Source organism: Enterococcus sp. C50 (genome assembly GCF_040887505.1).
Lineage (GTDB): Bacteria > Bacillota > Bacilli > Lactobacillales > Enterococcaceae > Enterococcus_B > Enterococcus_B thailandicus.
Genome location: NZ_JBFOFW010000001.1, coordinates 342,146 through 368,213 on the forward strand (window position 1 = coordinate 342,146; position 26,068 = coordinate 368,213).

21 protein-coding genes and 1 riboswitch are annotated in these 26,068 nt (G+C 36.7%); of the genes, 3 read left to right on the top strand and 18 right to left on the bottom strand.

The genetic code is table 11. The features are described from left to right. Positions 1-19 precede the first annotated feature (19 nt). Genes AB3I20_RS01530 through AB3I20_RS01545 form a run of 4 tightly spaced genes read right to left on the bottom strand, consistent with a single transcriptional unit; the run spans position 20 to position 7,486 of the window. A complete protein-coding gene (locus tag AB3I20_RS01530; protein ID WP_067481858.1) occupies positions 20-2,671 on the bottom strand; it encodes a glycoside hydrolase family 38 C-terminal domain-containing protein in 2,652 nt (883 codons plus the stop codon). Positions 2,672-2,686: 15 nt separating this feature from the next. Next, the gene (locus tag AB3I20_RS01535) at positions 2,687-4,663 is read right to left on the bottom strand and encodes a fructose-specific PTS transporter subunit EIIC (RefSeq protein WP_067481856.1); all 1,977 of its coding nucleotides are present in this window, start codon (positions 4,661-4,663) and stop codon (positions 2,687-2,689) included. Continuing rightward, a complete protein-coding gene (locus AB3I20_RS01540) occupies positions 4,650-5,804 on the bottom strand; it encodes a glycerate kinase (RefSeq protein WP_067481854.1) in 1,155 nt (384 codons plus the stop codon). Before AB3I20_RS01540 ends, AB3I20_RS01535 begins: the two co-directional genes overlap by 14 nt. Further along, on the bottom strand, positions 5,801-7,486 hold the full coding sequence (locus tag AB3I20_RS01545; protein WP_368026851.1) for a sugar phosphorylase: 1,686 nt from the start codon (positions 7,484-7,486) through the stop codon (positions 5,801-5,803). The genes AB3I20_RS01540 and AB3I20_RS01545 overlap by 4 nt, the downstream gene beginning before the upstream one ends. 120 nt (positions 7,487-7,606) lie before the next feature. On the opposite strand from AB3I20_RS01545, the gene AB3I20_RS01550 reads away from it, so the two are divergent. Next, positions 7,607-8,356, top strand: coding sequence for a MurR/RpiR family transcriptional regulator (locus AB3I20_RS01550; RefSeq protein ID WP_067481850.1), 750 nt, complete (start codon positions 7,607-7,609; stop codon positions 8,354-8,356). Positions 8,357-8,800: 444 nt separating this feature from the next. Next, positions 8,801-9,250 carry a hypothetical protein gene (locus AB3I20_RS01555; RefSeq protein WP_368026852.1) on the top strand — a complete coding sequence of 150 codons (450 nt, stop codon included), beginning with the start codon at positions 8,801-8,803 and terminating at the stop codon, positions 9,248-9,250. A 117-nt stretch (positions 9,251-9,367) separates the two neighbouring features. Here AB3I20_RS01555 and AB3I20_RS01560 read toward each other — a convergent pair whose 3' ends face one another. From AB3I20_RS01560 to AB3I20_RS01580, 5 genes are all read right to left on the bottom strand, one after another. Beyond that, positions 9,368-10,933 carry a phosphatase PAP2/LCP family protein gene (locus AB3I20_RS01560; RefSeq protein ID WP_368026853.1) on the bottom strand — a complete coding sequence of 522 codons (1,566 nt, stop codon included), beginning with the start codon at positions 10,931-10,933 and terminating at the stop codon, positions 9,368-9,370. A 16-nt stretch (positions 10,934-10,949) separates the two neighbouring features. After that, the gene (locus AB3I20_RS01565; protein ID WP_071869335.1) at positions 10,950-12,128 is read right to left on the bottom strand and encodes an FtsW/RodA/SpoVE family cell cycle protein; all 1,179 of its coding nucleotides are present in this window, start codon (positions 12,126-12,128) and stop codon (positions 10,950-10,952) included. Beyond that, positions 12,100-13,248: an FtsW/RodA/SpoVE family cell cycle protein gene (locus tag AB3I20_RS01570; protein WP_368026854.1), complete on the bottom strand. Its 1,149-nt coding sequence runs from the start codon at positions 13,246-13,248 to the stop codon at positions 12,100-12,102. Before AB3I20_RS01570 ends, AB3I20_RS01565 begins: the two co-directional genes overlap by 29 nt. A gap of 115 nt (positions 13,249-13,363) precedes the next feature. Next, a riboswitch (M-box (ykoK) riboswitch) is annotated at positions 13,364-13,531 on the bottom strand. Between the two features lie 479 nt (positions 13,532-14,010). Next, entirely contained in the window at positions 14,011-16,749 is a 2,739-nt protein-coding gene (locus tag AB3I20_RS01575; RefSeq protein WP_368026855.1) for an FtsX-like permease family protein, read from the bottom strand. A gap of 10 nt (positions 16,750-16,759) precedes the next feature. Beyond that, positions 16,760-17,461, bottom strand: coding sequence for an ABC transporter ATP-binding protein (locus AB3I20_RS01580; protein WP_071869338.1), 702 nt, complete (start codon positions 17,459-17,461; stop codon positions 16,760-16,762). Between the two features lie 166 nt (positions 17,462-17,627). Between AB3I20_RS01580 and AB3I20_RS01585 the strand changes: the two genes are divergently transcribed. Continuing rightward, positions 17,628-18,179 (top strand): TetR/AcrR family transcriptional regulator, encoded by a 552-nt coding sequence (locus AB3I20_RS01585; RefSeq protein ID WP_067481836.1) that lies wholly within the window; start codon positions 17,628-17,630, stop codon positions 18,177-18,179. Positions 18,180-19,373: 1,194 nt separating this feature from the next. Here AB3I20_RS01585 and AB3I20_RS01590 read toward each other — a convergent pair. From AB3I20_RS01590 to AB3I20_RS01630, 9 genes are all read right to left on the bottom strand, one after another. Beyond that, positions 19,374-20,231 (bottom strand): aldo/keto reductase, encoded by an 858-nt coding sequence (locus AB3I20_RS01590; RefSeq protein ID WP_095803599.1) that lies wholly within the window; start codon positions 20,229-20,231, stop codon positions 19,374-19,376. A 44-nt stretch (positions 20,232-20,275) separates the two neighbouring features. Further along, positions 20,276-20,590, bottom strand: coding sequence for a carboxymuconolactone decarboxylase family protein (locus AB3I20_RS01595; protein ID WP_071869340.1), 315 nt, complete (start codon positions 20,588-20,590; stop codon positions 20,276-20,278). A gap of 15 nt (positions 20,591-20,605) precedes the next feature. Further along, a complete protein-coding gene (locus tag AB3I20_RS01600; protein ID WP_086270972.1) occupies positions 20,606-21,019 on the bottom strand; it encodes a cupin domain-containing protein in 414 nt (137 codons plus the stop codon). Between the two features lie 160 nt (positions 21,020-21,179). After that, entirely contained in the window at positions 21,180-22,061 is an 882-nt protein-coding gene (locus tag AB3I20_RS01605) for a LysR family transcriptional regulator (protein WP_368026856.1), read from the bottom strand. 657 nt (positions 22,062-22,718) lie between these two features. Beyond that, entirely contained in the window at positions 22,719-23,522 is an 804-nt protein-coding gene (locus AB3I20_RS01610) for an NAD(P)H-dependent flavin oxidoreductase (RefSeq protein ID WP_368026857.1), read from the bottom strand. Then, a complete protein-coding gene (locus AB3I20_RS01615) occupies positions 23,515-24,309 on the bottom strand; it encodes an SDR family NAD(P)-dependent oxidoreductase (protein WP_368026858.1) in 795 nt (264 codons plus the stop codon). The genes AB3I20_RS01610 and AB3I20_RS01615 overlap by 8 nt, the downstream gene beginning before the upstream one ends. Continuing rightward, positions 24,302-24,628 carry a hypothetical protein gene (locus AB3I20_RS01620; protein WP_143139943.1) on the bottom strand — a complete coding sequence of 109 codons (327 nt, stop codon included), beginning with the start codon at positions 24,626-24,628 and terminating at the stop codon, positions 24,302-24,304. Before AB3I20_RS01620 ends, AB3I20_RS01615 begins: the two co-directional genes overlap by 8 nt. Then, the gene (locus tag AB3I20_RS01625; protein WP_067481818.1) at positions 24,579-24,926 is read right to left on the bottom strand and encodes a hypothetical protein; all 348 of its coding nucleotides are present in this window, start codon (positions 24,924-24,926) and stop codon (positions 24,579-24,581) included. Before AB3I20_RS01625 ends, AB3I20_RS01620 begins: the two co-directional genes overlap by 50 nt. Then, positions 24,923-26,068 (bottom strand): acetyl-CoA C-acyltransferase, encoded by a 1,146-nt coding sequence (locus tag AB3I20_RS01630; protein ID WP_368026859.1) that lies wholly within the window; start codon positions 26,066-26,068, stop codon positions 24,923-24,925. The genes AB3I20_RS01625 and AB3I20_RS01630 overlap by 4 nt, the downstream gene beginning before the upstream one ends.

The following is a 26,068-nucleotide window of genomic DNA, read 5'->3' on the forward strand; positions in this document are numbered from 1 at the left end:
GATTCCTTAACTCCCTTACTTATTTTAGACAAAGTGTTAGAAAATCTTTTGCTCCTAAAGTTTGTCCTTGAACAAAATCATTCAACACATTTTCTGCTAAATCGACAACCTTAACTGAGTCAAATCGATCCAAGTTCATTAATTTGATGGCTTCGTCTGTCTCATTTGGATTGAACAAGCGAATAATCATCCCATCCCCTGCCCACTCTTTTTTAGCAGTACTCATAAACAACTGTTTATTTTCTAATTTCAGCAATGAATCTTCGCTAGGAACAACGTTAGTTAGCGGTGGAATATTAAAACGATCTACCCGATTCAAATAAGAATTCAAGCTTTGTACTTGATAAAAATCTTGCGTTGTAAATAATTTTTTCGAAATTTCATAGGCTTCAGTTGGATCAAAGCGTCCTTCCCCAAAACTTACGAAATAGTCAAATGACATTTCCGTCAGCATCTGTCCATCTGGTGTTTCAACCACCATATTATTAATTCCAGAAGCACGTCCTGGACGCCATGCAAGATCATCTCGACCTAACAACCCATTGCTACGGAATAAAGTTACTGACAATCGTTCTTTTTCAGGTTCCACTTGATATTCTTTTATCATTCCTGTGTGGAAAGTAAAATGTGCCTTTTCATCAGATAACGCAACAAAACTTTCTAATGGATAGATTGGCATTGGCTTTTCAACAAATCCTAATTCACGCCAATTTTCTTGATATGGATTAGTACTCAAACGTTCTAACGCTGAATACCCTTGATCTGCATGATGTTTTGCTAAATCTGTAACACCTGTTTTCCAGTTAACACGGACACGATGATCTAATACTTGATTATTCATTTGGTGAGTGATTCGGATAAAGTTTTCACCTGTGTAAAGCGAGACTTTCGTTTGGATAACAAACTCTACTTTTTCAGTTGACCGTTTTTCACCAGTTAATTTTGCTGGCAATTTCACTGTATGCGTTAACTCCACAGATTGACACAAGTCATTCTTAGTTACAGTACCTCTCTCATAGTCACTAATGATGATTGCTTCATCACCACTTTTTAACGGTGAGTAATCAAAAGAATCTCCTGCATCCGCAGTATCATCAAAATGGAATGGGTCTTCTATTCTTTCTCCCGTTTGTAAATTTTCAATCACTAGGCGGTCAGCAAAATTAAATTTGAACGACTCGTTTTCAATGGAAGTTGTAGCTGATTTTTCCGTTGTACCGATTGTTACTCCTGATTGGTCCTCCATTAGGAGAGTAGTGTATCCCATCGCAGGAACTGAAACGTCTTTCAACAAAATAGTTGAGCGATAATACGGAGGGACCTCTTCTTCTTTCTCCCCTTTTGACGTCACAATGATTCTTTTACCTCCATCGAGACTGATTTGTTCTTTGACTACATATTCAATTGCTTCACCCGTCACCGTTCTGATACCAAAAGACGGTTTTGAACTAAACAGGACTAATTCACGTGTAAAAGTTTGTGTTTTGATATCTGTGTTAAATAACGTTACGACATCTTCTGTTCCTAATTGGCTACTGATAGCTCCTACCAGTTGACGCTTGACTAAATTGATCAAGTCTTTTACTTGACGTAAAGCACTGGTTAAGCGAACAACGATATCATGGTTCGCATCATCCGAATTTGATGCACCAATGCCGTTGTGGGCTTGACTATCAAAGATTTTTTTCCAAATTTGATCCAACCAATTTTGCGGGAACTTGATTCCGTGCTGTTGACCAATCAAACATAATGGTTCTAGTTCATGGATCAGCAGTTCCTCAACTTCAAAATTCAAACGTTTAATATCATAACGCTCGGAACGACATGTATTATGAATACGTGATTTTTGACAAGCGAGCAATTCCCCAGAAATCGTGTCAGGGAAATTATTTTCATCCCAAGCAGCTGCCATAAAGGTTTCATAATCACTAAGTAGGAATTCATATGCTGAATCTAATTCATTTAATTGTTTCACTGTCTCAGGAAACGCTTGATTGATAATGACTTGGTCACCACCAGCCGGCAGCAAAATAGCATTGGTATCCTGATTTTTCCTTGCTAGCTCATCCAGAATAGGTAATAAACGTTGATTGACATAGTTCTCTTCTGTTGTTAAAAATTTTCCCGGACCGTAACCATAAAAAATATTATTTGTTTTAATTGTCTCTTTGTTAGGAGCTTCCCACAAAAAGTTCAAGTTCTTTGCAACCTGTTCGTTATAAACACCTCGTTGAAAAATGGAATAATCCATGCCAAAACGAGAGTAAATTGATGGTAAATAAGCATGTTGCCCAAAAATATCTGGTGCATAACCGATATTCATGGAATGGCCAAAGCTTTCTGCATATTTCACTCCATACAATAAATTACGAATAACGGACTCAGTCATCCCAAGCAATGCATCTGCCTGAGTGTACCAAGGCCCAATGAAAAGGCGCTTCTTTTCGACAAGAGCTAACAAACGCTCTTTATTTTCTGGACGAATTTTCAAATATTTTTCAACAATAGAAAATTGCCCATCAAAAGAGTAGCAAGTGAATGCCGGATCATTTTCTAACGTGTCAATTAAATAATCAAGATTTTCTACTAAAATAATATCGGAATCTTCTTGTGTGAAATACCACTCATGATCCCAATGTGAATGTGCCACTACGAATACTGTTTTTGTCATTAGTTTCCCCTACTTTTAAGCTTTTTTCGCTTCTTTTTTCTTAATCAAATAAAATCGAATAAAGATATTTCCTAAGGCGATGAATAAAACGCCGGCAATCAAACCGACAGCATATGCCCAAAAGTTCTCAACCAGTGGCCAACCCCAAACTGCAGGAAGTGGATACCACTGAACTGCTCCTAAAACAACAGCTAAAACTGCCCCAATTGATGCGCCAATCATATTGATAGGAATCGTGATCAATGGATTTTGCAAAGCAAACGGAATTGAGCCTTCACCAATTGCTAGAAAACCAAGAACCAATGATGTTCGGCCTGTTACGCGTAAATTATCATCAAATACACGACGACCAACGATATATTTATCTAAAATAGTTGCTAAACCAATACCGATTGGTGGAATTACGATCGCTAATACTCTTGGTGTCAATGGGAAAATTTGATCAGCTGCCATTCCGATTGCAACTGCACCGGCTGCTTTATTCACTGGCCCGCCTAAGTCAAACGCTGTTAAGCAAGCAATGATTGTTGAAAGCACTACTTTACCAGAATCTTGATATTGCATAACCATCTGCTGTAGCCAACCATTCAATCCACCAAATACTGGGTCGACCAAGAGATAATTGACAAAGAAGACTGCCAAAATGGATAGACCAGGAATAATCAACATTGGCTTCATTGCTTGTAAATTCTTGTGTAATTTCACATGTTCATTCAAGAACTTACAAACATAGCCAGAAACTGCTCCTAAGATCAATGCGCCAAAGAAGCCAGAAGGAATGCCACCTTCTACACCCCATAAAGTTTGATGTAACCCTGCGGCAAATGCACCACCAATAAAACCAGAAGCTAATGCTGGACGATCAGCAATTGAATACGCCATAAATGCTGTGAAAATTGGATACATAAAGCGCATTGTCATATTTCCCGTAAGCCCAATATAATGAAGCAAGACAATGAGTTGATTTGCATTTGTAGCCATTTCGGCGTTACCGATTTCTTTACTCAATCCGAAGAAACTAGCACCAATTTGCGAAATCCCAATCATTACACCTGCCGCAACTAAGATTGGAATCATGTATGAAATACCAGTCATAACTGCTTGCATCAATGTACTCATTACGGAAGCTTTTTTTGGTCCATAACTAGCATCACTACTAGACAGATCGTCGGCTGCTTTGACTCTACCGTCGGGTGTCGTAATCAATCGATCAATCATTGCAGATCCGTGTTTCAATGGTTCTGCAACTTTTGTTTGAATATAGGGAAGCTCCTTAAAACGTTCCTTACCTTTTGGTGCAATATCCGTTGCGAAAATTATGCCATCTGCAGCTTGAATCATCTCTGGTGTAATTCCGTCTTCGATGCCATTAGCACCTTGTTTCTCTACATGGATAGTGATTCCTTTTTCTTTCGCCGCTTTTTGTAATGCTTCAGCTGCCATATAAGTATGGGCAATGCCGGTCGCACACGCAGTTACAGCTAAGATGTTTTTCGCTGTCATTGGGACTACTTCCTCCATTTCGCTGTTTTGATTCGATAATAATTGCAGTATTTCTGTTTTTGTCCTTGCTTTTTTTAGTTGGTCTACTAAGACAGGATCCATTAATTTCACGCTTAGCTCAGATAAAATTTTCAAGTGAGTTTGTCCTTTTTCAGCGTCTGGAATGGCTAGCAAGAAAATCAGCTCAACTTGATTTGATGGGTCAATTGACGGCCAATCTCCTGCCGGCATCGCTTTGTCCAAAGTAGCAATGGCTACGGCTGCTTTTGAAACAGTTGTTGATTTACCATGTGGAATAGCAAAACCATTCTCCATTCCAGTTTCAGAAATAGCCTCTCTTTCACGGACAGCTGCTAAAAAAGCTTCCTTATCAGTAACGATGTCATTACGAACAAAAGCATCAATCAAGTGATCGAAGACTTCCGCTTGCGTTTGCCAACTTTGATGAATAAAAATCAATGATTCATTTGTAATACTACTTAAATCCATGTCCTATTCCTCCATTTTTTGATAGTTGAAAAGCAGTAATAAAAATTTCAGATACCAATTCAGCAGCATTTTTCAAGGTTGTTGCTTTCTCCATCGCATCCGGTAAAGAAATTGGCTTTGTTTGAATCGAAAAAATTCCAGAAAATGGCGAAGATTCATTATTAGTTATACTTTTTTTTCCACAAATAGCAATCACTGGTTTCTGATACTTCTTAGCTAGTTCTGCGATAGCAAAAGGTACTTTACCAAACAAACTCTGTTGATCGATACTTCCCTCGCCGGTCACCACCACATCTGCTGTTTTCAGCCTGTCTTCAAAGTCAATCAATTCCGTAACCAATTTAAATCCTGCGTCCATTTTTGCTCCAAGAATAGCCAGTGCTCCTCCCAAGCCGCCGGCAGCTCCTGCACCTTGCAAAGTTGCTAAATCAATGTTTAATTCTTTGAGAATCGTTTGACTCAATTTTTCTGCATTTGCATCTAATTGCCGTATCTGTTCGGCTGTTGCGCCCTTTTGTTGAGAAAACACTTGAAATGCCCCTTGATTACCAAAATAAGGATTGGTTACATCATTTGCCACAATAATTGGTATGTTGGGGAATCTGATTGTTGAAATTTCAATTTCGCTGGCATCCAGTAATAAGTTTCCCTCTTCTAAATCGTTTTGTTGCCTGTCAAGAAATGTCGCACCAAATTCTTTCAGCAATCCCAAGCCACCATCAGTAACGCCCGATCCGCCCAATGTAATCACTTTTTGAAAACCACGTTGCTCTATTTCTTTAATCAGTAACCCGAGCCCTTTTGACGAAGCTGCTTTGACTGTTTCAGCACTTGGTTTAATCAAGTCCAAACCCATCGTATCCGCAGACTCAATTAGTGCCTGCCGTTTTCCCTCTGCTCTAAAGCTAAGCACTTTGGCATTGATTGGTTTTCCCATTAGATCAATCGTTGGTATTTCTAAAATTTCCCCGTTTAAAGAATGCTGAACACTTGCTAATGTACCTTCGCCACCATCTGCAATCGCAATTTCTGTTGTACTTTCCACAAAATCAAGTTGATTCAATTTTTCAGCAACAGCACGATTCAGTTCAATTGAGCTAGCACTTCCTTTGAAGCTATCAATAGCTATGAGAACCTTCATTGTTGTTCACCAACTTTGATCCAAGCAATGCCGTATGGTGCTAATCTAAAATTGTTATCCACTTCTGTCTGAGTTAGAACATTGATTCCATTTAAGCCTTCGACTATTTTTTCAGTACCAGTTACATTGGTCAAAGAAATAATTTCAGAGCCATCTTTAGCCGTTCGTTTGAGTGCAAACACTTGCTCATCTAAATGTAGTACTTCCTGTTCCCCATATGGAGAAAATGCTTCATAATTCTGACGCTCTTTCAGCAGTCTCGTGATTCCTTCATAAACTGTTTTGCGATAAGAATCTATGTCTAATTCCGTAGCTAATTGTTTTGTCTCAATTTTTTGTCGATTGATTCGCCGATTAATACCTGATTCCTCAACACCTTGTAAATCCCCACGCGAACCAAAGATGGAATGATAATAAATTGCGGGGACGCCTACAAAGGAAAGCAAAATATTGTGTGCGGCAATCAATTTTTTGGCTGCGAGTTGATCTGTATCTTCTGACGAACGTAACGCATCGCCATAATTGATATTCAATTCATAAACTGTTTGTGACCCATCAGGATTACTCTTATACGAAACTTTCCCTTGATTGTTCAACACTCGTTCAACAATTGTTTCTCGCTCGGTATCATCTAGGATTCCTTCCACTGGTCGCATCCCAATCCCATCATGTGAAGCCAAAAAATTAAAGAACGTTGCTTCATCTGAAAGAGCATGGATTGTGCTCGCCCACTCAGCTAACTTTTGTGTATTCTCTTGAATAAACGAAAACAGAACTAACGGCGGCAATGGAAACTGATACACTTGATTCGCTTCATTATGACCATCACCTAGATACGAAATGTTCTCTTTGTGAGGGACATTTGTTTCAGTAATAATTTGTGTATTTGATGAAAAGTGATTCAAGAGTGTTCGCCACATTTTTACGATTTCATGTGTTTTGGGTAAATGCATACAAGTCGTTCCCGAATCTTTCCATAAGAAACCAATGGCATCTAAACGAATGGACGACGCACCACGAAACGTATATTCAAGTAAGACTTCGGACAAACGTGCTAACATGATTGGATCTTTTGGATTGACATCCACTTGATCATCACTAAACGTGGTCCAAACCTTCTTCTTTTCTCCTTTATCAGTTGAATACTCATGGAACAACGGAGAAGTTCTTGGTCTAGTAACATTTGTGGTATCAAACTCTTCTTGATACTCAACAAAACTTTGTTCAAAACCTATGTCATTGTTTAAAAACTTTTTGAACCATTCACTCTTAGCTGACATATGGTTAGCAACAAAGTCATACATCAAACGTTTCTTCTGCGCTAACTTTTTGATGTCATCCCAATCACCCAGCGCTCGATTGATTGTTAAATAATCCGTCACAGAAAAACCATCATCTGAGGTAAATGGAAACATAGGTAGCAAATGAACATCTGTGATACTGTCATCCAGATATGTCTGGACTACCTCCCTTAACACTTTTAGTCCTTTTTCATTGCCATTTTGAAAACTATCACCATAAGTGATTAGGTATGCATTTGATTGATCGATTGCTGGATTTTCAGTAAATTCTTTCGTAGCGTATTTTTCTAATAAATCAGTAAAAAGTTGATTCGCTTGATCGAGATCTTGCTTACTTGTGTATATTTTTTCTAGATGTGTTGCTATTTTTTCTGTTATCATAAATCCACCTCAACAAATAATTAAAAGCCCTTTCATTTATTACAAACACAGTTATATCACAAAACCGTATTAAAAAAAGTTCAGAAAGCGTATAATTATACGCCAAGGGGGAGATACAAGATGGGTGCTATTGAAAATTATTTTGTAACTGATATTGGAAATCTATCTGAAACTGAGAAATATGTTTTTTATTATTTGGACGAACATCCTAATCTAGTAAAAAAACTTACTTTATCTGAAATTGCTGAGAAATTAAACACATCAAATACCACGATTATTCGAATGACCAAAAAGCTTGGGCTAGATGGCTTTTCCAATTTTAAATACTTAGTAGAAAGAATTGTCAGCGACACACAAATTGTTCCGCAAAAGGATCTGGCTGAACGATACCGCTCTTATCTAGATGCGGTGATAACCGGTACCGATTTAGACAAATTAACGTACATTGCGCAAAAAATCCACGGCGCTTCCACACTCTATGTTGCCGGCGTTGGCATAACAAAGCCGATTGCAGAGTACGTCGCCAAGCGATTTTTACAGCTAAATAAGTCCACACTTTATACCTATGAATCACATCTGATTGAGTTGATGCCAACGTTTACCAAAAAAGATGATATTGTTCTCTTTTTATCGATGAGCGGTGAAACAAAAACAATTATTCAAGCCGTAAAAAAGATGAACTACGTTGAACGAGTTGATCTATTTTCTATTACGAATAATGGTAATAGTACGCTAGCTAAGTTAACTGATGTTACGCTAAGCTCTTCCATGCCAACAAATATTTATGAAAACTATGACATTACTTCTCGCTCTGCACTAATGCTTCAAGCTGATTTATTGATTGAAACTTATTTGGGGCTTTATTTTTAATCATTGAGAGTTAGTCTAGATTCCTTTCATTAATCAATAAAGTCCCATCCACATTATGGGTGGGACTTTATGCTTTTTACAAAATAAGATTCATCTATTCACTTTGTTGCTTGTTTCCAATTCGCTACGAATTGCCTTTAAAGTTATCTCCTGACTGATTAAAATTTTCCACAAAAAAAGATAGGAAGCACCTATCTTTTTTCCTAATTATTTGTCACGATGCTTCGTTACCATGGACATTTTGTTGATTAACGAAGAGTTCGTGCTAGATTAGTGTATCTTCAACCTCATAAGCCCACTTAATATCGCCTACAAAGTTGACATTCAACCAAAGTGAGTGGTCTTCAATTTGATGTTTAACAGTACGATATAGTGTTCCGCGAATAGTATCTTGCTTGGTTACTGAATTCTAAAGAAAAATTCGCATCAAAATATCTACAAAATTTGCAGTTTATTGAGGAAACCATTGGAAGGGATCTCCAGTTAACTACACGACAAGCAGGAGATGTCTGTGCTGCTTTTACACTTTTCATTGATTCTATGTTACTCGTTCATTCACATTATCAAAAAAGAATCGCTTTTTTTCTCGAAGGAAACCGTTATATTTGTGAGAATGTCCAAGCAAATGCGACAAAATATCTTGGTAAATATCATCAACTTTTCTTTCCAAACAGATATGATATTAGTATTTTGGAATACTTTAAGAAAAATCAAGTCGATATTGTTGTGACAAATTATAAAGAATACTTGACAGACGAATTAGATGTAGAAACCAGTATTTTATTTGAAATCATTCCTACTGCGGATAATTGGAATGAATTATTTACCCTAATTAATTCCAGATCCACTCAATTATATTCAATTAAGGAAACAGATCATGTGTCGAACCAATAAAAAGATTCTAAGCAACAAAAAAACTATCAAAAATCAATTGATAGTTTTTTTATTTGCCTGAGCTATTCAGTTTGGCTCTTAATCGTTTCCCAACTGACCTCCGCTAAAATTTCTTCCTTACATGTTCAATTGTTTATGCAATAAATCTTTTACTCTTTGGACTTCTTCTTCTGGTATTCTTTGATAAGATATTCCATCATTTCCAGTAATTCCATCTCCCGTAAAGCCCTCACCTTGGACTTGTTCACTTTCAATAGTTGTTAAGCAAGAATAATAACCTGTTAAGATTTTTTGCATTTGATCGAAGGTCAGATCCGTCTTCCCATTCTCCCCAATACCGTCCATAATTTTCTGATAACTAAAAACGCTTTTCGTTGATAACATTTTGTCGATCAACAATTCCATTACTTCTCGTTGTCTACCTTGACGCCCATAATCACCTGTAGGATCTTCATAACGCATTCGCGAATATTGTAAGGCTTCCCAGCCATCCAAATGTTGCTTTCCTTTTGGAAAATCAATTCCTTCAGCCGAAAAAGCAAAGTCATTATCCACAGTGACTCCGCCCACTGCGTCTACCAGTGTCTGCAACCCGTCCATATTGACCGACACATAGTGATGAATTGGGATATCTAAAAACGTTTCAACCGTATTCATCATCATCTCTGGTCCGCCAATTGAATGTGCGTGATTGATTTTATCCTCGTAATCTGCTCCAACGATTTCCACAAACGAATCTCGTGGAATACTGACTAAAGTTGTCTTCTTTGTCTGATTATTCAAGGTTGCCACCATAATTGTATTTGCCCTGTAGTCGGTTTTTCTTTTCGAATCATTCGCAATTCCCAATAGCAAAATACTCATTGGTTCTGAAGCTTCTGGTGCCTTTGTATTTCCTTTTCGTTCAACGGGCGAATACATTGAGTCTGCCATCTTTTGACTACTGTGATAAAAGCGCAAAGCAAAGACACTCAAACCAGAAACAATGATAACTAGAACAGTAACAAGACTTAGTAAAATTTTTTGCCACGTTGAAAAATGACCTTTTTTAGTTTGTTGAATAGTTAATGTTTCTTGTCGCAAGTATGGATAAAAAAGTCCGGCTGTTCCAAAAGTAGTACCGTATCCAAGCAACAATCCAGTAAAAACATCACTGAAATAATGGACACCCAAATAAATGCGACCACCAGCAATCATAACGAATAAGAAACAGAAACCCAGCTTGATTGATAGAGGAATCTTTTGACTACTGAAAGCATAAACCACAATCATGGAACAAATAAATGTCATGATCAACGCGGAGTGACCACTCGGAAAACTATAAGAAGAACGTGCAAGATATTGTAATTGATCTGGGCGTGCCCTTTGGATCAACTGTTTTAAGACATAACCAATACCACTAACCAATATAAGATTTCCAAAACACCAGATTGCTAATGATTTGCGATTCGTTTTTAGTAAGAAAATCGCTATTGCACCAAAAATGAGTACCATTGGAACAATTGTTGCCACTTTCGCTAACATGCCTACAAAAACAGTTACATAAGTATTGTCTGGGAATCGATATTGGATGAAGATTTGATCCACATAATTAAGCCATGATGCATTCATCATAACCCCTGTTGTAACAATGATTAGTAAAATCCATGCAACAGTGCTATTTAAAAACAATTTCTTTCGCATAAAGTATCCTCACTTTTTATTCTTTTATTTTGTTCATAACAAGCTCTTTTTTCTTGAATCCCATCGTGACGCCCAGCCCAATTCCCAGCACAATCAACGAAGTGCCGCCTTGGCTTAAAAAGGGTAATGGAATCCCAGTTAGTGGTAAAATACCAATTGCTGCGCCGATGTTTTCAAAAATTTGAAACATCAATCCAAAAACAAACGCCACTGCAAGGTAAAGGTTCGCTTTATTATTGGTTCTCAAAGCCGCAGAAAGTATTTGATAAAACAAATAGAAATACAGAAAAACGACGAATGCCGCGCCCATAAAACCAAAACCCTCACCAACTACAGTGAAGATCATATCTGATTCTCGAACTGGCACATACACAGAGATTCCGCTAATCCCACGTCCAAATAATCCACCGCTACCAATCGCATAAAGACTTTGAACTTGCTGATATGCAATCGTGTCACTATATTGAAATGGATCAATCCAAGCACGAACACGGTCTAATTGATAGGTCTTAAAATGTAAGGAATAAAGTAACTTGTTTCCCCATTCGCTGAACACCAGAACTAACAATGTACTACCTAATGTTGCACCGATGCCTGTAATAATCGTCAAAATTTTCCAATGCACGCCAGCAATAATAAACAACGCACCTAGGATTGCAATAAAGACTAAACTCGTTCCAAAATCTCGCTGCATAAACATCAACAAAAAGGTTGGCAAACTGTACATAGCAATCTTGACTAAATAACGCAAATCACTTTTCAAGTCTCTAGTTAAATTTTTTTGAGACCATTCCATTTCATAACTAACTGTCAGCCGTACCATAAAAAGAATAAAACTTAGTTTCATCAACTCAGAAGGCTGAAAAGAAAACGAGCCAATTCGCAACCACCGTTTTGTGTTTGTTAAAGCATACATTGCTGGATCATAAAACCAGTATAAGAGAGCCATTAATCCAAGTGATAACACATACAAAATCGGTGCATATCTTAGTAAGGTTGATACAGGAATCCTGCTGGTGACAACTAGCAGGATAAACGAGACAAGACAAAAAATCGTTTGCTTTAGAATAACACGCCTGACATCAACCCCATCCAAATCAGCAGCTATCGCTTGCACTCCTATACTCATCAAATAAAAAATGAAAATCGGCAAAAACAGAGAATAGTTAAACTCGTTGCTCAAACGCTTGATCATTTACACTTACCTCCGAGGAAAATTTTAGGCAGATTCCTAAAGCAATCGATAAGAACAAATAACTTGTTCCTCCGTAACTGATAAACGGTAGTGGAATTCCAGTCATCGGAATCAGCCCTAAGATACTTGCAATATTGATACTCGTTTGTAAGAGCAACAAAGTGCCAACGCCAAAATAAATCAGACTAATTTGTTGACTGGTTTCTTTTGCTGCTAACATAAACAATCGAAGAATGATTAAAAAAAGAAGTCCTAAAACAATTAGTCCGACGATCATTCCCAGTTCTTCTATTAAAATCGAATAAATAAAATCTGTTTCTGCCACTGGTAGATAACCTTTTTTTGTAATACTATTTCCTAACCCTCGACCAAAGAAGCCACCATTATATAACGCATAATAGGAGTTACTCATCTGAAATCCTTTTCCATACGGATCTAAAAATGGATCTCTCACTAACTGAATACGGTCATAGGTATGCATGAACAAATTTGGTAAAAGATCATGATTACCTAGAAAAAGGATCGTTCCACCTACCACTGCAACTCCTGCAATTGTTGCTAGAAAAAGGCCAATTGAAACCTGATAAGGCAATTGTGCTGTTGTAATGATTACTAGTGCGATTCCCCAAAGAATGATTGCTCCTGTCACTTTTGGTTGAAATAAAATCAATAGTCCACTAAATAAAACTAAAACATAAGGTACCCACATTTCCTTCTTCGTCCGTTCAATCCGAAAAAAATACGCCAGATAAAGAATCAATGCTACATTCGTTATTTCAGAAGGCTGAAATTGAATACCAGCTAATGAAACCCATCGCTGTGCTCCGTTGATATTTATGCCAATGACATAAACCAAAATCAAACTAACGATTCCCAAGCCCAGCAGACTTTTGGCAAGGAATCCTTTTAATAAAATTTTCTTTTTTAGCCGATAGATTCCCGCAATCACAAACCAGCTCATCCCCATAAAAATAGCTTGTTTATAAAATAGCGATAATGCATTTTGCCCCTCAGCTGTCAGTCTGTACGAACTTGCACTGAACACAAGTAAGAGCCCGACTACACTCACTCCCAAATAGGGCAATAATAATAGCCAGTCGATCGTTTTTCTTTTTCTCACAATGTTCTCTCTCCTTTTTAAGCACTTGGTTAAGACGGGAGAGAAACAGTAAATAGCCTCAAAAAAAGGACACCAAACGTTAGCTAAAAAAACTAACAAATCTGGTGTCCCACACAATTAATCTCATCGTCTGAGTTTTAGCACTAAACAACGTAAAGAATTTCTCTTAGCTATTTTATGAAAAGCCTTAATCCGACAATTCCTATTTTACACATTGGCGTCTTTCGACGTTTCTGCGCAATAGCCTGTGTTTGTTTAGGAGCCTCACCTAACAAGTTTACTTATATTTATTTAATTTCATAAAAATCTTACTTTTTTTTTCAAGGAATATCAAAATAAATCGTAAAAAAACGAATTTTCTTTAGAGTTGCTTATGAAATCATTTAGAAAAAATTTATATTTGATCAAAAATGAGACCATAAACAGACGAATTTGTAGTGAATGACTTTAAAAGAACGGACAGGTGTGCTACTTCTGATTCTGTCAAAGTGTATCTTTCTACTGTTGTCAGTCCAGCAGCCTATAATTAAACTGGCAATTCTTTTTTGCATTTATGTTATTAACTTGATTAAGTTCTTCCAAGTAACAGATGAACTTCTGTTTAAAACCTAAAAGATTTATTTTGTATCAAATTAATTTATCTGATGTCCTTCATTCATAACCAATCCAGCACTCACACATTTTTGCTTTTTTAAACGCAACTTTACGTTACAAAAAAAGTTTTGTAAGTGACTTAATAGCTACTTACAAAACTTTTTACTTTTATTCATTCGATTTCAAAGCACTAATCATATCAATTTCTTTTAACTTTTTATGGGTGATAAACATCACGATAGCAGAAAAGATGACCGTCAATGCGCCCGAAACGAAATAACCCATTCCCGGAATCAAAAGTGGAAAAGCCATATTATCGGCACTAGCCATCGTAATAATGAACCAGGTCAAGACCTTGCCAACACCGCATCCTAATAAAATGCCTACCAGAGTAAAGATAACGTTCTCTCGAATGATATACATCGTAACTTCTCCGTCAAAGAAACCTAAAACTTTGATTGTTGCCAACTCTCGTTCCCTCTCCGACACATTGATGTTCGTCAGATTAAACAAAACAACAAAAGCTAACGTGCCTGACAAAACGATAAAAATCAAGACAACTGGTCGTAAATTCTCACTAGCAAAAGCTTGTTTGCTTGCTTGCGTACTCATAAAAGTCGTTGTTGTCACTTGATTAGTGTCTTGCAATTGATTTGCTAATTTTTCTTCCTCTTGAGAAGACATCTCATGACTTTTGAAGAGTACAGTATTTTCAGTGAAATCTTTATCAGTTACTTTTTGATAGTAATTTTGATCCATAAAGATTGTATTACCAAGGTAATTTTCTACGATTCCACTAACCTTTATCTTCATTTTTTTCCCTTCATTATCTTGAATCGTCAAATTACTGCCTATTTTAGCATCGTAAGCTTTCGCAATACCTTCCGTGACAACTGCGCCATCATCGGTAATCTTTATAGCTTCTTTTTTATTCTCTTTTTTCAAGGTGAAATAATCCTTGGCACGATCCGTATTCTTAAACGCGTACAACGACGCACTTAGATCACTGGCCCCTTCTTTTTTAAATTTCACTTGATCAGCAAAAATACTCATACTTTCTTTAACTTTGTCATCAGCAGTTAGCACTTTATTCGCCTTTTGGACATTTGCTTCGTCTTCCAAAGTAACGATTCCTTGAAAGTGATTCAGTTGCTTGAACTGAACATCCACAACGCCACCAATAGAATCTTGTAAACCAAATCCAGCAACCATTAAGCCCATACAGCCTGCGATCCCAAGAATCGTCAAAATTGCTCGAGCTTTATAGCGGAAAAGATTTCTGTACGTCACTTTTTGGTTAAAACTCAATCGGCTCCATAAAGGTGTAATGTATTCTAAAAGAATTCTTTTTCCGGGCTTTGGTGCTTTAGGCATCAAAAGCGCCATAGGTTTTTCCCGTAAATCTTTGATCAAGATATAAATAGTGGCAGCAACGGTTGCAAAAAGAGCCGCAAGTATTGCCACTAAAATCGGCCAAGGCCAAAAATCAGTCGGGTAGTTTTCAAAAACATAATTTTTCTTCAGCATAGTGAAAACAACAGGTGGCAGTCCTTTCGTTCCCACAATAACTCCAAAAACCGTTCCGATAGTCCCTGTCATTAAGGCGTACAATAAGTATTTCTGTGAGATTTCACTATTTCGATAGCCTAACGCTTTCAAAGTACCAATCTCTTTTCGGTCTTCTTCAACCATACGTGTAATAGTAGTAAATGTAATCAAGATGCCAATCAAAAAGAAAAAAACTGGAAAAACATTTCCAATCGCATCAATTCGGTCAGATAGACTAGTAAATTCTGTAAAACCAGGATTTGAACTTCTTTGAGTCAGAATGTAGTTGGGTGTTTTAATGGCTGCGACATCTTTTTTCGATTCGTCAATCTTCGCTTGCGCTTCTGTTAATTTTTGTTGGTTTTCCGTAAGCTCATCCTGTTTTTCAGCAAGTGTTGTGGCTGCCTGTTCCAGTTGGCTTTGTGCTGAGGCTAACTGGTTATCAGCGACAGTTTGACCGTAAAGTATCTCAAGTTGTGCTTTTTGTTGTTCCAACTGTTGTTGTTGACTGCTCAATTGTTCTTTCGCTGTGTTCAGTTCATTTTGCCCATCACTCAGCTTTTGTTGATTTTCTTGTAACTCTTGCTCTCCTTTGACAATCTCTTCATTAGCCATATCTTGTAACTCAGTTTTTCGTGGCTCTTTGCGTTCATCAAAAAGTTTTTGTAATTTTTCCTCGTTATCGATCATCTGTTTCTTATAAACATCGGACATCATGTCTGTCTCTTTCAAATCGGAGAAACGCAAATACAAAATAGAATAGGTTTCACTAGCAAAAGCTGTTTCAGGTAAATAGACGTAACCATCGATCATCCCATCTCCCACAGTCGTAACGCCGCGTTCTTTTTTATCCACATATATGGGAGAAGCCACATAACCTGTGACTGTAAAAGTCTCATCTTTTAATTGGTTATCTTTGATCGTGATCTTACTGTTCAGGGGGTATTGTTCTTTTAAGCTCTCATCCATCAACAACTGCTGATTATTTTTGGGATAACTTCCCTGCAGTAGCGTCAGTTTATTTTGCTTTTTATCCTTAGCATAAGAATAAATCTGTAAATTACGATCTTGCTGCTCTTCCACATAAGGAAAACTATAGCCTAGTTCTTCCTTGGCACCCGCAACTTTTTCGGCAATAGCCAAATCCTCATTTGTCAGACCAGCTGTTCCTTGAATTTGCAAATCCGAAACGTTATGGCTAGTAACAAATTCTTGGACAGTTTTTTCAAGATTCGGTCCAATAGACTTGATTCCTACAAATAATAAGACACCCATGAAAATAATCAAAATGATCGCGATAAAACGTCCTAGACTTTGACGAATATCTCGAAAGATACTACGAATATAGAGATTTTTCATTTTTATAACCTCACCACTCAATCTCAGCCACAGGCAATGGATTTTTATTAATTTCCACGGAGCGGACTTTAGCATCATTGATCCGAATAATTCGATCTGCTATAGGTGCGATTGCCGAGTTATGAGTAATTAAAAGTACCGTCCGACCTTGTTTTTTAGCTACATTTTGTAACAACGTCAACACCTGTTTTCCCGTTTCATAATCAAGCGCTCCTGTCGGTTCATCGCAGAGTAAAATTTTAGGATTTTTTGCCAACGCACGGGCAATTGCTACCCGTTGCTGTTCCCCACCGGAAAGCTGAGCTGGAAAATTTTTCATTCGTTCACCAAGGCCAACTTGGCGTAACGTTTCTTCCACATCTAAGGCGTCTGGTGATACAGCAGTAGCTAACTCTACATTTTCTTTTGCAGTCAAGTTGGGAACTAGATTGTAAAACTGAAAGACGAATCCTACATCCGTTCGCCGAAACTCTGTCAATTGTCGGTTATTAAAATTGGCGATATCCATCCCATCAACGATAATCTGACCTTCATCAGGAGTGTCCATTCCACCTAGGATATTTAATACCGTTGATTTACCAGCACCACTAGGACCTAAAATCACAGCTAATTCACCTTCTTCAACTGAGAAACTGATGTCATTATTAGCTGTAATGGTTGTATCTCCCATTTGATATCGTTTAGACTCATTTTTCACTTCAATATAGCTCATGTTTATTCACCTCGTCATGTTTTCAACACCCTGTTGATTATATACTTTGTTGTTAGTATAATCGTTTCAAGAACTCATGACAATATGCAAAGATCTTGGAGTTGTCATTGAGTAGACAAAAAATATTGAATTGTTCAATAAATGAAAAATGAAAGGAAGTATGCTCATGGCTGGAATCAAAAATAATCGTCGGACTATTTATACAAAAAAGATAATCAAAGAAGCTTTTTTGGAATTGTTGTCCGAAAAAGAACTCCAAAAAATTACTGTTACCGATATTTGTAAAAGAGCAGATGTGAATCGCGGGACTTTCTACAATTATTACACAGATACGATAGATCTTTTCCACCAAATCGAAGCACAACTTATCGAAAAAATCCTTCCCTTAATTAAAATTGACAGTGATGAAGAGTTGGCATCATGGCTAAGTCGACTAATCACTATCTTAAAAGAAGCACAACCACTTTCTTCTATTTTGACCCGTAATTATCAGAATAGTCATCTAATCAAAGCTATTTTTCAAGAGGTCCACGAGGTAGCCATTGAGAGTTTTGCCACTAGATACCATGAAGACGATCCACGATTGCTTGAATACTATTTCACTTATTTTGTCAGAGGTGTTCTGGGAACAGTCGAGGAATGGTTGATTAACGATGATGGAACCAGTGCCGATGATCTGAGCCGAGTTTTGGCCCAAGTTTTACCTTCGGAAGAATAAAAAAATTCTTTTTGATCTACTAATAAGTCATTAGCAAATGCTTATCAGATCAAAAAGAATTTTTTAGATTAATGTTATTTTACCTGTATATAAGATGAGAGAATATTCAAACCAACTATGACCTCTTGAACACTCAGTTGAGGAGCCAAAACAAGAAGCTCTTTAGTGAAACTTGAAACGCCATCCAATAGTTATCCTATCAACTAATCGGACAACTTTGTCAGTATTTTTAGGTTACTACGGTTCACCGCACTTAATATTAACCATAGCCAAATTTTATTTTTATTCGAAGGTAATGATCAATCACTCAAATGTTCAAGAAATTGTTTCAAATCTTCACAATCTATATGAAAACTTCGCCGATACTTTTCTTAATCAAACACTTCAGGGAAATGTTTGAACCTATTAACCGTTAGAATCTATAAAATGATAATTTTTGATTTATATTTTAAGAAAATAACATCATTGGATTTTTCTTAAAATATTAAGTCAAACACTATATCATACGACTGTCACTTTTCTTTTTCAACAATTTCATCTATTAAACTCAAAAAAAAATCGATATATCCGTATAAAAATCATATTTTTATATTTTTCCTTTTACGTTGATGGTATAATAATTGTGGAAAAAACAACTTTGGTAGGCTTTTTACTTATGGATAATCATGATTTAATCAATAACATAATCCGACTTAAGTAAATGAGTTGAACTCAAACTGAATCAGGAAAAAATTTGTTAGAAATAAGATTGAAAGCGTTCCAAGAAAAGTCACTACCGAAAAACTTCAAAAACTTGCCGATATTTTTGAAGTTACTACTGATTACTTGCTAGATATAAACTAGGCATTTGAACGGGCAGCTAAAAAGTCTAGTTGAACTTGAACAATTGCATGATTCAAAGGTTAGTATCGTATATGGCATAAACTCTTTTACCTGAGTAAAAACAACATACTAAAGATGTTCCGACTCGACTGCCCTATTCTGGGAGTTAAAAAAATGATAGTGATAAGGAAAGTTACATTTTTTCTCTACTATTGTCTTTTAAAATCAGTATATAGCTTTTCAAATTAATTTTGGTAGTTAAGAATTATATTCAAAACTTTGTGGGGAAAGTTAAATTGACTGATTTGAAAACAACGTATCAACCAATAATTTAGAGACATCAAAATATGATTGCAACAAAAAATGAACACTCTATTTTTTACTATAAACCGGAAAATTACTTGATTCACCATAGTCATCCATCATTTTGACTGATTTTAACTTTTCCAGATCTTTACTTGACAACTTAAAATCAAGTTCTCCATTCATTTTAATATGTTCTTTATTAGCAGATTTTGGCAAAGGTAACAGACCAAGTTCCAAACAATAACGAATCGCAAGTTGAGGAACCGAAACTTGATACTTTTCAGCTAACTCTTTTAGTTCCACATTTTTCATTAATTCACCGTGCCCTACAGGAGAATAAGCTTCAATCAAAATATCGTTTTTCTTACAAAAATCAATGAGGCCAAATGGGGTATTTGAGATATGTGCTAAAATCTGGTTGACTACTGGTTTTATTGTTGCATGTTTTAAGATATTTTCGATATCATGCTGGTTGAAATTGGACAATCCAATGGAGCGAATTTTTCCTTCTCTCACCGCCTCTTCTAATGCATGCCAGACTTCAATATTTTCTTCATCATAATTTGCTTCTCGAAATTCATCCCATGGTTGAGGGGCATGAATAATCATGAGATCAATTGTTTCTAATTCTAGTTTTGCTAAAGATTCATTGATTGATTTTGCTGCTGTATTGTACGTTTTATGCTCAGCAGCTACTTTACTTGTTAAAAAAATAGCTGAACGATCAATTCCAGAATCTCGAATTGCTTCTCCAACTCCACGCTCGTTTCCGTAAGCCTGAGCCGTATCAATATGGCGATACCCTAATGCCAAGGCATCTCCTACTACTTGGGCTACGACTTTATCATCAATCATCCACGTACCAAATCCAACTTTAGGTATCTTCATCCCATTATTTAACAGATAATTTTCTTGTAAAATCATTATTTTTTCTCCTTTAAATTTCTAGTTTGACGATTATTTTAAATTTAACTGCCAAATATTTCTTTTGCCATTGAAAAGGCGCTCCACGCTTTAGGCCAACCAGCATAGAAAGCCAGATGCGTAATCAACGCTGTGATTTCTTCTTTTGTGACACCATTTTCTTTGGCAATTTTGAGATGAGCTTCTAGCTGAGGAGCGCCCAATGCTAAAAGCGCGGAGCAAGTAATCATGCTGCGATCATGGGCAGATAATTCGTTTTCTTTTGCCCACACTTCTCCAAAAAGTACATCATCATTTAATGCTGCAAATTGTGGTGCAAACTCACCTAGTTGTTCTCTTCCTGCTGTCTGCTTTTTCATCAGAGTATTCCTCCTTTATTTAGTTAAATTTTCATACCATTGATTGTCCACTGGTTCTAACCATTCTGGAGTGCCGGCAGTAATTGCAAGATGCTCAAACCAGCTATCTTTCGTTGCTCCGTGCCAATGTTTAACACCGTCATGTGTCGTGATCACATCACCAGCTTTTAAAAGTTTTGCAGGTTTTCCTTCTTCTTGATACCAACCCTCTCCTCCAGTTACGAGTAATAATTGGAATCCATCATGGTGAATATGCCAATGATTCCGACAGCCCGGTTCAAAAGTCACATTGGCTACACCTACGCTAATTTTTGGATCAGAAATTAATCCTTGTAAGTAACTTTGTCCAATAAAATATTGTGCATAAGCATCATTTTTTTCGCCAATTGGAAAGATTACACCATTTTTCACTTCTTCATGTTTCACCATGTTTGTTTCCTCCATTCAAACATTCAACAATTTTATGAGCCAATGATTCTTGGGTTTCAAACTGCCGAATTCCTACTTCCAAATAAAAACGAGTTGTACGATTGATAAATTCATCGTACAACTCGTTTTTATTTGCGTCTAATGCTTATTGCATATACCTCTATGCCCCAAAAGCATGTTTGAAACGAAAAATAAATTCTTGAATAACCGGTGTTTGAATCCGTTCTTTCCACACTAACACACAGTTGGTCTTCACTTCTGGTTCCATAGGGATAAATACTGAATTTTCTAGCCGTCTTTTGGAAACAACCCCTTCAATTGTGAGAGCGGCAGCTACTTTATTTTCTACCAGTGAAAAAATATTAAAAATCAAATTGAAATTTCCAACTATGTTTAAGTTTTCTAGAGCGGTGCCACTCCAAGTACTCAATAATTTTTGAATTTCCATCCGATTAGAACACAAAATAGGTAACCCAGCGATATCTTCTGGTTTTATTTTTTCATTATTTGAGATGACTAACTCCTTTGAAACTAAAAATCCCCATTTTTCTTCTCGTGGTAATTTTAAAACTTTTGTATTTTTAAGCGCAATTGGTTCTAATAGCACAGCTAAATCGACCAGACCTTTTTCCAAACGATCGCTAATATCATCACTTGTTCCTGTTACAATAGTAAAGTGGACATTGGGATAATCGCTGACCATTTCTTCTAACATCATCGCCACCGTATCAGAATTATCCGCCTCGACACAGCCAATTACAATTGTTCCTGTCAATTCTTTCTTTTTCTTATTGGAAAAAGCTTGCTCTAATTTGTCGTTTAGCTGAAGAATCTCCTCTGCTCGTTCTTTTAGAAAAACACCTTCCGGCAAAAGATAGAGCTGGTTTTTTTCTCGTTGAAACAGCGGCATTCCCACCTGTTCCTCTAATTCACGAATTTGTCTGCTTAAAGTAGGTTGCGTAATGTTCAATAATTTAGCCGCTCTAGAAATATTCCCTTCCTGTGCTACGGTCCAAAAGTACTTTAGTAATCTGATTTCCATGATAGACTCGCACCTTTCTTTTCCATCTTTATTATATCTGATTTTTAAAATAAAAATATTGTTTCATCATGTATTATTTATCATCTTTAAAAAAATATGAATAGGACGAACAAAAGAGCCTGTCCTTTTCGTAAGCAAGTAAGCACATGCTTGAAAAGGTGGCTCCGAAACAGTAGATTTTTTACTAGAAATCTTCACAAGAAACTATTATCTTCCTTATGCATACAATCCATCTTGCTTCTTCACTCCGCAACTATCAATTATTTCTCCGTCAATACTCTGTGGCTCTTCAAAATATATTCTTTAAATAGCGGTAATATCTTTTACTTTTCATGATATAAGTTTAGTCCTTTTTTCAAAAGCATCTAATCTATCATAAATTTTTTGATTCCTTTGTACTTTTTTATCGGAAGCACACCTTTATTAAAACATTGATTGCTTTGTTACCTTAGTGAGTCTGTTTTTCGATTGTATACACGACAGGGCATTTTCATGTAAAGTTGTTCAGCTAGATAATATTTTGCTTTATTCAATAATCCTCACTTGAGCGTGAAACGCTGATTTAACAACCTTTCAATTCATTTAGAATGAAAAAACAGTGTATTCTATAAATAGTAATGATTTAATGATCGCTGATACCCATTTCTCAAAATTTAATTAGTCATCAGACGAACTATTTGGGACACTATTTAGCTTTTTAATAATCTCAGAAACAGTAAGAATTTGATTAATCCTATCAATGCCAATTCCACATGGTAGATAGTTCTCTTTTACTCTTACTGCCCGAAATTTTTTCCCACTAGATTTTGTAAATATCTCTGATTTGATCTTTTTACTCAGCAATAACTTTTTACTGTTTTCTAATAATGAAGACTCTTGACTAAGCAGAAAAACAGTCCCCAATTGAACGCCTGCCGCTCCTACTTGCAATTTCTGTTGTATGTCTTTATTTGTCATGATGCCACCAGCTGCAACAACTGGTATCTTAGTCATCGCTAAGGTATCTAAAAGTAAAGTTTCCAGTTTCGTATTTCCAAGATGGCCCCCTGCTTCATTTCCCTCCACGACAATACAATCTGTCCCACTGTCAATTACTTTTGTTGCTTGGCGTTTGCTACCTACAACCGAAATAACTTTTCTGTTATTTTCCTGCAATTTTTGAATAAGACCTGGTTTAAATCCAGCGCTAAGACTCACAATAGGGATATTCTCAGAAAGAATTACTTCGATTAATTCATCGCTATTCACTTGTTGTAACATTACGTTACAGGAAAAAGGCCGTGTTGTTTTTTCTCTCACCTGTTGGATTTCCTTTTTTAATTGTTCTCCAGTAAGTCCATAAGAAGACAAGGTGCCTAAAGCTCCCTGATTTGAAACCGCTGCTACTAATGAAGAATAAGAAACTTGAGCCATTGCCCCTTGAATAATTGGATACTTCAAATCAAATAAATCTTTAATCATTCTCTTTCTCCATAGAAAACGATACTTTCGCATTTGGTTTATAAACTTCGATTTTCAATCCATTAAGGGAAAAAATCTTTCCTGTACCCAGCTTGCTATAATTAGAAAGCGCATAAATACTTTGGGCAACTTCTTTAGGGGAACCTATTTTCCAATCATCTGGGAACAATTCTCCCGTGTTCTTACAGTTTTGAGTAATTTTTTCGATAATTGGGCTTGTCATATCTGTCAAAGCTGCCGGAGAAATAGCATTTACTTCGATTTCATATTTTTTTCCTTCTATAGCTAGGCTTTTACTTAAGCCAATTACCCCTGCTTTACTCCCTGCATAATTGGCTTGACCAAAAGCTCCTTCCAAACCAGATAAAGAGGTCATAAAAAAGATTGTTTTCCGTCCTGTTTGCTTTTTCATTTGTCGAAAGACCTCTTGAGTCATTCCAAAAGCACTCGTAAAGTTCACGGAAATGACCTCTGTCCATTCTTCTCCTGTCATCTTTCCAAAAGATTTGTCTTGGCAAATACCGGCATTAAAAATATATGTATCGATTCGGCCAAATTTTTCAATCACTTCTCGAACAAACTTCCGACTTAAGTCTTCATTACGAATATCTAATGTTTTTACGTGCAACTTGTCTTCGGGAAAATCTACATAGGCTTCTCTTAATGATTCGGTATTGATCTTTTCACTTGAGAAAGTAGCTACAGAATAGCCATTTAGCAAATAGGTCTCTACTAATCCACGGCCGATTCCTTTTGTACCTCCAGTTATTAACGCGACTTTATTCATGTTCAAAAACACCTTCTCCTATTTTTTTATTGAAAGACCATACCTCGAACTGTTGGTTATCACTTAAATATACGCTTATTTCTTCGCCAACCATGACCTTTTCTAAAAAATAATAAGTATATTTTCCAGTGACATTTAGGTTCAATTTTCTTTCAATCAAGCCTTCAATTCGAGCCATTAATTGAATTCCAAACACCACACCTGTATTATGAACAGGATTCTTATCCTTAGAAAATTCTTGATATTTTTGTAAGTCTGTCAGAGAAAAACTAAAGGTTCCCAGCAGTCCGAACATAGATCTTGGTTTGGCATTCTCCATAGAAAATCCCCTCCTTTTTAATCGTTAATAAGTATGTCCAAAAAGCAATGCTCGTTTTTTGCTGAACTTCTACTTTTTCAAGTGTAACTTCATAAGTTTGGTCTAATATGATTTTCTTTTTGATAACGACAGTTTGTTCTACTAATAAGTGCTCGTATTTTTCTAATTCTGAAACAGAAAAATAGCGCCACAATGTCAATAGGAAAGACTTGGGCCATTCTTTTCCTTCGTAATGAACTATGGCTTTATATTCAGCTATTTCATCTTTCCCAATTAAAATATTTTTACTGACTTTCATTGTGAACTTACCTTCCTAAGCATTAAAGTCGTTCCCTGTCCACCACCCACACACATCGTCACAAGTCCCTTTTTTAGATGGTCTTTTTGTTGTAATTCACTCATTAAACGCCTGACCAAGATAGTCCCTGTAGCACCAAAAGGATGACCATAGGCTAAGGCACCTCCAGATACATTTACGCGGTTCTCTGGCCATTTTTCTAATTGAAAACATGCTAAAACTTGTGCTGCGAAAGCTTCATTTAATTCAATCCGATCCATATCTAATAAGGTCATTTCATTTTTCTTGAGCAGTTTTTCAGTAGCATAAATTGGCCCTAAACCAAATTTTTCAGGCAAAACACCAATTGATGCCCCATCAATAATTTCGAATAGAGGATTCAATTGATGTTCTAGACAATAACGTTCACTAGCGAGAAGTAAAAAAGCTGCCCCATCACTTAGGGGAGAGCTGTTCCCGGCAGTCAACGACCCTCCTTGACAAAAGGCTGAGGGCAAAGCACTTAATTTAGCAATCGTTGTTTTAGGTCTAGGACACTCATCTTCATGAAATTGATTGAAAGAAATAATTTCTTTCGAGAATACCTCGGCTGATTTAGCCTTTTGATAGTTCATTTGACTTTCATAAGCATATTGATCTTGCTTCAAACGATCAATCTGTAGACCTTCAGCTAATTTTTCGCAAACAATTCCCATTGCAGGATCTCCGTATTCTGGAATACTTAAAGGAGCGCGTTCTAAAATGAATGGATTGCGACCATAGAGACGTGTGGGTCGCTCAATCAGCCATGGAGCACGACTAGTACTTTCCACACCACCACAGGCAATACACTCAGCCATTCCGCTTTTAATTTTTGCAGTGGCGACTAAGATACTCTCCAATCCTGAAGCACATTGGCGATCTATAGTAAATGCGGGGACAGTGATATCTAAACCCGATACCAGAGAAATTCGACGACTTACATTTCCTCCACCGCCAATGACATTGCCAGTAATTACCTCATCCACCCTAGTTAATTCATTTCGATTCAGTAATTTTTTTAATAATGTCCCCCCTAACAGTTCGGGTAATACTTCAGAAAACATACCACCATATTTTCCAATAGGTGTTCTTGCACCATCGATTATATAGATTCGTTCCAT